The sequence below is a fragment of the Burkholderia sp. AU45388 genome, from assembly GCF_030481585.1.
Lineage (GTDB): Bacteria > Pseudomonadota > Gammaproteobacteria > Burkholderiales > Burkholderiaceae > Burkholderia > Burkholderia sola.
In genome coordinates this window covers 169,037-176,915 of sequence record NZ_JAUJPV010000016.1, presented here as the reverse complement: position 1 = coordinate 176,915, position 7,879 = coordinate 169,037, and the positions used below count along the sequence as shown (strand labels likewise).

At 61.2% G+C, this 7,879-nt stretch carries 6 protein-coding genes and 1 pseudogene; 3 read left to right on the top strand and 4 right to left on the bottom strand.

All coding sequences use genetic code 11. The features are described from left to right. Both QZM72_RS23960 and QZM72_RS23955 read left to right on the top strand, forming a co-directional pair. Positions 1-497: hypothetical protein (locus QZM72_RS23960; RefSeq protein ID WP_301739401.1), on the top strand; the 497-nt coding region annotated here is incomplete at its 5' end. Between the two features lie 127 nt (positions 498-624). Further along, on the top strand, positions 625-1,890 hold the full coding sequence (locus QZM72_RS23955; RefSeq protein WP_301739400.1) for an MFS transporter: 1,266 nt from the start codon (positions 625-627) through the stop codon (positions 1,888-1,890). A 7-nt stretch (positions 1,891-1,897) separates the two neighbouring features. Here QZM72_RS23955 and QZM72_RS23950 read toward each other — a convergent pair. Beyond that, positions 1,898-1,987, bottom strand: a pseudogene (locus QZM72_RS23950) (ATP-binding cassette domain-containing protein); the annotation flags it as partial. 347 nt (positions 1,988-2,334) lie between these two features. On the opposite strand from QZM72_RS23950, the gene QZM72_RS23945 reads away from it, so the two are divergent. Then, a complete protein-coding gene (locus tag QZM72_RS23945; protein ID WP_301739399.1) occupies positions 2,335-3,888 on the top strand; it encodes a carbohydrate porin in 1,554 nt (517 codons plus the stop codon). A gap of 352 nt (positions 3,889-4,240) precedes the next feature. Here QZM72_RS23945 and QZM72_RS23940 read toward each other — a convergent pair whose 3' ends face one another. The 3 genes from QZM72_RS23940 to QZM72_RS23930 form a co-directional block, all read right to left on the bottom strand. Beyond that, positions 4,241-4,717 carry a RidA family protein gene (locus QZM72_RS23940; RefSeq protein ID WP_089469462.1) on the bottom strand — a complete coding sequence of 159 codons (477 nt, stop codon included), beginning with the start codon at positions 4,715-4,717 and terminating at the stop codon, positions 4,241-4,243. A 126-nt stretch (positions 4,718-4,843) separates the two neighbouring features. Continuing rightward, positions 4,844-5,899 carry an aldehyde reductase gene (locus QZM72_RS23935; protein ID WP_089469463.1) on the bottom strand — a complete coding sequence of 352 codons (1,056 nt, stop codon included), beginning with the start codon at positions 5,897-5,899 and terminating at the stop codon, positions 4,844-4,846. Between the two features lie 309 nt (positions 5,900-6,208). Continuing rightward, complete coding sequence (locus QZM72_RS23930) at positions 6,209-7,861, bottom strand: tannase/feruloyl esterase family alpha/beta hydrolase (RefSeq protein WP_089469464.1); 1,653 nt, start codon at positions 7,859-7,861, stop codon at positions 6,209-6,211. Positions 7,862-7,879: the final 18 nt, after the last annotated feature.

Here is a 7,879-nt window from a genome sequence, read left to right as displayed (position 1 = left end):
TCAGTGCGGTGATGGTCGGTGCGGCCTGGGCGGCACTCGATGAATATGAAGAGATCCTGCGGACCAAAAAGACGATCAATCCGCCGTTCCACGAGCGCTACAAGTCGCTGGAATACCAGCGCACCGTCGGACAGGTGGTGATGGAGATCCGTGCGGCTGAAGTGCAGGTGATCGAGGTCGCGCGGCAGTACACGCAGGCCTGCCAGCAGTGGCAAGCCGGTATCCCATATTCGGCGGAGAAAGATTTCTTGCAGGGCGCAATGGCCACCCAGGCTGGAAAAATGGCCGCGGAGTCGATCGAGAAGATTTTTTACGCGGGTGGCAGCACTGCAGCCAAGAAAGGTCAGCGGCTCAACCGCTATTTCCGGGATATGGCCACCTATCGCACGCATCCGATTGCGCAGTACGACACGGCGGCCGAGGGTGTGGGTCAGGCGCATTTCGGTCTGCCGATTCCGATGCTGGAAGCGGTGGGTGGGGCTCGCAGCAAGCGCTAAGTCCGCAAGGCGGCCTCGAGCACATTGGCGGGGCACGCATCGGAATCGAGGCCGTTCAGGCATGCATTCTTGAAACGACGTTGAGCCGGCGACCCCATAACGCTGGCCTGATCATTTGGAGACGAAATTGAAGCTATTCGGTTATCGAGGTTGGGCTGTGCTTACCGCCCTCTCCGTGATGATGTGCATCAGCATGTCGCTGCCCATTTACGGCGCGAGCGTGGTCAATACGTATATGGCCACGGCGCTGGATTGGAACCGGCAAACGCTCGGTTTGCTGACCTCCGTGAACATGGTGACGGTAGCACTCTTCAGTCCAGTGGCAGCCAACGTCGTCGGACGGATCGGTATCCGCAACAGCCTTGTCATCGGCTGCCTGACCATGGTGGCCGGTGGGGCATGGCTGGCGACCCTGGCGACCCAGCCGTGGGAGGCCGTTGCTGCCTTCAGCGTGCTGATGGGCCTGACCAGTGCATTCAGCGGCATCATTCCCTGCCAGGCGGGAGTCGCCGCCTGGTTTGTACGCCGCCGCACCCTGGCGATTTCCGTCCTCTTTGCCGTGGTGGGCGCAGCAAGTTTCGCCGTCATCTCCCTCATTGGGTCTGTGGTCGAGTCGGCCGGGGGGTGGCGTTCCGGATGGTGGGTGTTCGTCGGGGCCGGCGTCGTGGGGCTGTTGACCAGTCTGCTCTTTGTCCGCAATGCCCCGACGGGAGACGATGCAAACTCCAGCGAACTCCGGTGGGATGAGAAGCATGAAGAAGCGGCGCAGACGACGCGTGAACTGTCGCTGTCGAAGGTGGTGCGATCCCCGCTGCTCTTGAGCGTTGCTTTTGCGATGCTTGCAATCGCCACCGGGGAGGCCTTCATGATTGCCCATTCGCAGGTCTATCTACGCGGCATCGGGATTAGCGCCGCTGCCGCTGCCTTCGCCATGCCGCTCCTGTCGGCGACCATGGTGCTCGGCAACCTGGGGTTTAACCTGCTGGCCGCGAGCACCGATTTGCGGCGTGCGCAAATCATCTCAATGGGGGTCTTTGTCGTTGGCTTCGTCGCGCTGGCAAACCTTCGCACTCCAAACCTGATAACGACTTACGTGGCCGTCGGCTTGGTGGGCGCAGGTTTTGGCGCGGGGCAGGTCGGCGTGATGGGGATGCTGGGGCACTATTGGAGTACCCGGTTGTTCCCGATGCTGACTGCCGTCGTACTGCTCATTCAGACCGTGGGCGGATGTCTCGTCGCGATCCTGGCCGGCGCCTATTTCGACGCGCATCAGACGTATCTCCCGGTGATCTTCGTCATCGGGGCGCTGAACGTATTGGCGATCCTGGGATTGTGGGCCACTTCTCCGCACCCGAAACAACATAAGGTGGAACCGAGGTCGACTTCGATCTAATTCTCGCAGGCTCGCCAAGCAATATTAGCTTCGGCAGAATGGCCAAAGCGCGCGCGATAGCGACTCGCTGGTGCTGTCCGACTGAGAGCTGACGCGGACATGGTGGACATGTCAGCGTAAAGCGACGGCTCGCAAACCGTGCCCCGATTCTCCACAACGTAATCGGGGCACCAGGTATTTCATTCTGCAATAGTGTGTCGGGCAAGAAGTCAACACCGTAAGTTCCGCTCAACCGGACCGCAATGTGACTGCACCTGATCTGCGGTGAAAAGTATTGATTCAATATTCTTACTATATCTAATTAGTTTTACTAATTAACTATAAATGTCTGACGAAAGTGTCCAGCCTCATAGATCGATATTCTGCGTGAAGTCGACGAGGGATACCCAGGCATGGCGACAAAGGGCAAAGAGCCATCTGGCTCAATAGGACTATAGAGGAGACATGAAACACTTCACCGGCTTCAAATACACTGGCAAGGCACTAGCCATCGCACTTGCATTCTCATCGGTCGCCGCGATGGCCGCAGATACCGAACCGCAACCCAGTACCTTATCGGCTGACACAGAAAATTACTCAAAGGATGGGAGTACTGTTGCGAGCGTTGATAGTCCGACAGTTGTCGCCCAAGAGACATACGTCTCCGATAGCTTACCCCTCCAAGCGAGCACGGAACCCGGCCAAAACACGCGAGGCCTGAGCGTCAACGTACCGCCTCCGACAGGTGAAATGCCGGGCCGCCGAACTGGCCCGCTGAGCGGGATCGGAAATGCCCTGGACGCGTACGGGATCAACCTCGGCCTGGTCTTGGCAAACCTGACTCTCGCTAACCCTTCGACGGGCACCGCGCCCCATAATTGGGCAAACTATTTCGCGCTGGTTATGTCCGCTGATGTTGACCTAAGCAAACTCATCGGACTTCCCAATACACAGTTTCATATTACCGAGGCATGGGAGCCGCCTTCTCACAATACATATTCTTACGTATTGCAGACCGGCTCCGCCTTTGCGCTCGCTCCTGTCCAAACCGTCAGCTCAGATCTTGTCAAGTTTACACTTTCACATGACCTGTTCGATAAACGGCTCCATATCGAGTACGGTCGTATGAACATCAACGACGACTTCATGGTGCCGACAATGTGTAATGGATGCGTCGCATCGACGCCGGCGCTAACGGTAAATGTGCCGGGGTTCACGAAGTCCCTCTGGGGGGCGCGGATTGCTTACCAGCTGTCGCACAATATACGGCTGGGGCTCGGCGCAATCGAAGACAACAGCGACCTTTTCACAAAATCGTCCGGATGGAATTGGAGTTCGCGGACGAGGACGGGCATCATCGGTGTCGCAAACATGTTGTACACCGGTGATTTTTCCGATAGCCGATATCCCCTCAACGCCGAAGTTGGTGTGTATCACAACACTAGCCCCTATACGGACGACCTCTACAACGTGGACGGATCGAGTCAGGCGCTCAATCCTTTTGGAACTGCGCTCAAGCATGGGAGTGGGACATGGGGGTTCTACGGTCAGGGGAGAAAAGTGATCTGGACCGCAGCGGGTTCTGAGGGCCCAGTGCATCCTAACATCGCATTGTACGGAGGTGCTTTCATCACCCCCGGAGTGGGTCAGTCATACCCCGTTGAGGCCTTTGGCGGGGCCGAGTACGGCGGCTTTCTGAAGAACAGCCCGATGACACTGGTCGGTACCACGGTACGCTATATCCGCCTGAGTCACGAGCGCGCACTTTTTGAGCAACAGCTCAGTACGGTAAGCGGGTGGGGCAGTGATGCCGTCCATCAAAATACATTCTCTTTTGAGCTCCACGCTCAGTACGGGATTGCTCCGGGCATTCTGGTCAATGGTTTCGCGCAGTATTTTCTGCATCCCGACCGGGCACGCATATTTGCGGCCCTCGGCCCTACGCGCAGCGGTATCCAGGTGGGCGTGGGCCTAATTATCGACCTCGGTGTGCTCAGTGGTCTCGCGCGCCCCAAGTAGGGTACTGTCAAGGTCGGGCACGTGACTCAAGCGAAGCTCAACCCAGCCGCCGCCGCACGATAGCGCCGAGGGGCTCGTGCGGGAAAGTCGAGGCCGCGAGCGCCGTTGTTTCAGGATTGACCTGCGCCGGGAACCCTGAGCCAGAATTAGTCCCAGTCGGAAGTCGAGATTTCCGGCTTGCCGCTGAGCCAAATATGGGTAGGGTTGTGGGTAGGAGGCCATCGGCAACTCCGGGAGTCTTATCTAGCGGGTCTCCACGACCGATGGTTGCAGTTGGCTGCCTTCCGCCAGTCATGGCTTCCCGCGCATTCCGGCGACTTCCGTCGCGCCCGGCGCGACGGAGCCGGGCGAGCTAATCACGGCCTGCTTCGCCGTGCAACTCGAATACGCTGTCGATCTCCACTGGAATGCCCATGGGCAGCGTGTGCACGCCGATCGCACTGCGGGCCGGCAACCCGTCCGCTCCGAACAGGTCCAGCAGGACGTCACTCGCACCGTTCGCCACCAGCGGATGCTGGACAAACGAAGCCGAGGCGCGGACATAAACGGTCAACCGTACGCAGCGCCTGACGCGATCGAGCCCGCACCGTTCGTCGAGGCAGGCCAGAATCATCAGCATCGTCAGTCGTGCGCAAGCTTGAGCGCGCTCGATGCTGATGTCTTCACCGACGATGCCCGTGACGGGTGTGCCGTTCTCGAAGGGCCCAAGGCCCGAAACGTGCGCATGATTGCCCACGACCGATACGGTCCGATACGAACCGAGCGGCGCGACGGGTTGCGGAAGAACCCATCCGAGTGCTGCGAGACGGGCAGTGGTGGTGTCAGGCATGGAGCCTCCGTGGAAGAAAGGAGCAAAACCGGGGACACGAGCTTGCGGTGTTTTCGGCGCGCAGAAGCTCCCCTATTGTCAGGCCGAAACGAGATGGCAGGGGCAGGCAGGCGGGCGGTGCGGGTGTTATCGCCGGCTGGCATCGCGCAGCAGCCCGAGGCGCACGAGACTTTCGGCCGTCGCGACGATGGCGTCCTCGCGCGGGCGGGGCGACCAGCCGAGCAAGCTGATGGCTTTCTGGCTGGTGGCGTTCAGATTGCGGCCGAGCAGCGGCAGCGATCCGCGCAGCGCGGGATCCCTGAGTGCGCCGATGCGTACCAGCCAGTCGGGCAGCACCCGGGTCGATACGTGGCGCGCGGCGTCGCCCATGCGCGCCTTGAGCAGCTGGGCGACTTCGGCGAGCCACATGCTTTCGCCGGCAATGGCAAGGAAGCGTTCGCCGTTCGCGGCGTCGTGGGTCATGGCGCGCACATGCAGGTCGGCGACGTCGCGCACGTCGACGAAACCGGAGTTGATGCGCGGATTGCCTGGCTGGCCGTCCAGCATGCCCCGGATCAGGCGGATGGAGTGCGAATAGTCGTCGCCGAGCACGGGGCCGAGAACCGTCACCGGATTGATCGCGGACAGTTGCATGCCGCGTCCTTCTCGCGCCACGAAATCCCACGCCGCGCGTTCCGACAACGTTTTCGACTTCTGATAAGGCCAGACGTCGGCGGCCGTCAGGTTGCTCCAGTCGGTTTCGTCGAAGGGGCGGCTCATCGGCCCGTGTCCGGCGCAGATCGCACCGAACGCGGAGGTCAGCACGACACGCCTTACACCGGCGTCCCGCGCCGCACGCAGCACGCGCAGCGTGCCTGCCACGGCGGGCTTGACCCAATCGTCTTCGCTCGTCTGCGTGCCGGTGGGCGTGGGCGACGCGCCATGCACGACGTAGGCGCAGCCGGCGGTTGCCTGTTGCCAGCCGTTGTCGGCGAGGAGATCCGCCGCGACGAATGACAAACGGTCTCCGGGTTCCGCGCCGCCTCTTTCGAGCTGCGCGCGCACCTGCGTCTCGCGTGCGAGCGAGCGAATGGTGGTTCGTACCTGATAGCCGTGATTCAGCAGCGCCAGGATGCAGTGTTGTGCAATGAAGCCGGTGCCGCCCGTGACGAGAACCGATTGGAGGCGGGTATTGCTGTTCATGTCGTTGATTGTCCCGGGACGAAGAACCGGCAGGTTAAGGCTCGGCGCGCGGCTTGTTAATGCTCCATCGTGCGATTTACTTGCGCGACAGTACGATGATGAGTGACGATCCGTTCCCCGACATCCTGAGGCTCACGAACGCCGAATCGTTTTGGAAGCGAGGACGTCGGATTACCTACGGCAAAACGGTCGTTCGTCCTCGCAAGCGATCTTTGCATTCCGGCCGCCGCCGCGATGGCGTTGTGCTCGGGCGCCGGAAAGTCGGCGGTGAAACCGGGCAACGGCAATGACGAGAAAAACGGCCGTCCGCTACGAGCGAGTGCACTGGAAGCTCGCCGCTGCGTTGACATCGCCGCCGATATACTTGGGCCACAGTGGATAGCGGCACAACGGGCGCGTCCTCCCGAGCGTCGCTGCGTTAAGGTCGCTCATCGTCAGTGTTTCGGGCGCCTTGCCGCTTTCCACCCATTCATCGAGTGCGGAGAGTGAATCGACGGCAGGGTGAAACGGCCCCGTGCCATGGCCGACCCCCGGCATCAGATAAAACCGCACGAAGCCGTCGACCGTTCCTTGTCCGAAACGCTGCACCAGACCGTTGTAATAGTCGGTGCTGGAATCGGTGCTCACGATTTCGTCGGCAAGGCCGTGCGTCATGATGAGCTTGCCGCCTTTCGCGACATAGGCGCTCAGGTCGGTGCTCGTTGCATCGGTCAGTGCCGATAGCGCCTGGACGCGCGACTGATACGCACCGGGATTGACCGGATCGAACGTCAACGAATCGAACGTGGGTACGCGCGTGACGAAGTACTTCACCCATTGATCGCCCGTCACCCACTGGTTCGCGTCTTTCTTTCCTGCAGGATTCGCGGGTACTTTCGATTCGCCGAGATCGCGTGTCGTGTATGGCCCCGCGAACACCGAACCCGCGAGGATGTTGTAGCCAGCGTATTGCGTCACGCCGTTCGCAAGGGGATACGGCAATTGCAACGGCGCGGCGATGGTCCGAACGGTCGCGATCTGCGCATCCGACAGACAGGTGTCGCCCGAATCCACGCCGTTCGGACAGCGCACGGACGCCAGCACCGTCGCCGATTGCGCGTTGCACGCCGCCACGTTGGACACGATGCCGTCGGCGACGCCGTCGAGCGCATCGCACGCGCGCATGACGGCATTTTGCAGCAGCACCGTTTTGGCGACGTCGAGCCAGCCTGCGCCGTTGTTCAAGTAGAGTGCGCGGCCCAGCACGACGTTGCTCAAACGCAGCCCGGTATAGTTGAGCGCCGGGCGATTCACGACGATACCGTCATAGTCCGCGGGCCAGCGTTGAGCTTCGCTCAACCCGTCCCGACCACCGGTTGAACTGCCGAAGAAATAGGTTTTGCCGGGCGCGCTCGCGTAACGCTTTCTGATGAGCGCCATCGCGACGTCGTGTGTTTTCTTCAGACTCAGGCCGCCGTAGTTCGCAAGCGCTTCGTCATTCGCGGCGAATTTGCCGTCGGTGATGCTGGAACTCTGATGCCCGGAATCGTCACCGAACGTCGCGTAGCCGCTGGCAAGCGGCGTCGGCGTGCCCGTGGGGGCCATGTCGAGTGCGTCGACGCCGGTAATCAGCGTACCGTCGAAGCCGCCGCCGCCATAATGCAGCGCCTTGCGGTTCCAGTTGGTCGGCAGATTGACCTGAAACCGGATCGACGGCGCCGCGGGATCGACGGGCGCGATGGCGCCGTTCACCTGGCAATATTCGCCGGCGGTTTCCACCAGTGTCGCGCTCGTGACCGTCGCACCGCCGGTCGGCTCGGCAATCGAAGATGCCGGAATCGCGAGGCCGTTCAATGCCGCGCATTGCGTTGCGGCCGAGGGCGGCGGCGAGCTTGCCGAAGCGCCGCCGCCCGACTCGTTGCCGCCGCACGCGCTGATGCAAAGGCAGAGGGCGAGCGCCCCCCACAACGGTCTGTTGTCCATCGTCGTCTCCAGATGAAT

Bases quoted from the DNA above. Each gene is read 5' to 3' on its own strand.
- QZM72_RS23940 (WP_089469462.1), bottom strand. From the start codon at position 4,717: ATGCCTGACACCACCACTGCCCGTCTCGCAGCACTCGGATGGGTTCTT.
- QZM72_RS23945 (WP_301739399.1), top strand. From the start codon at position 2,335: ATGAAACACTTCACCGGCTTCAAATACACTGGCAAGGCACTAGCCATC.
- QZM72_RS23935 (WP_089469463.1), bottom strand. From the start codon at position 5,899: ATGAACAGCAATACCCGCCTCCAATCGGTTCTCGTCACGGGCGGCACC.
- QZM72_RS23930 (WP_089469464.1), bottom strand. From the start codon at position 7,861: ATGGACAACAGACCGTTGTGGGGGGCGCTCGCCCTCTGCCTTTGCATC.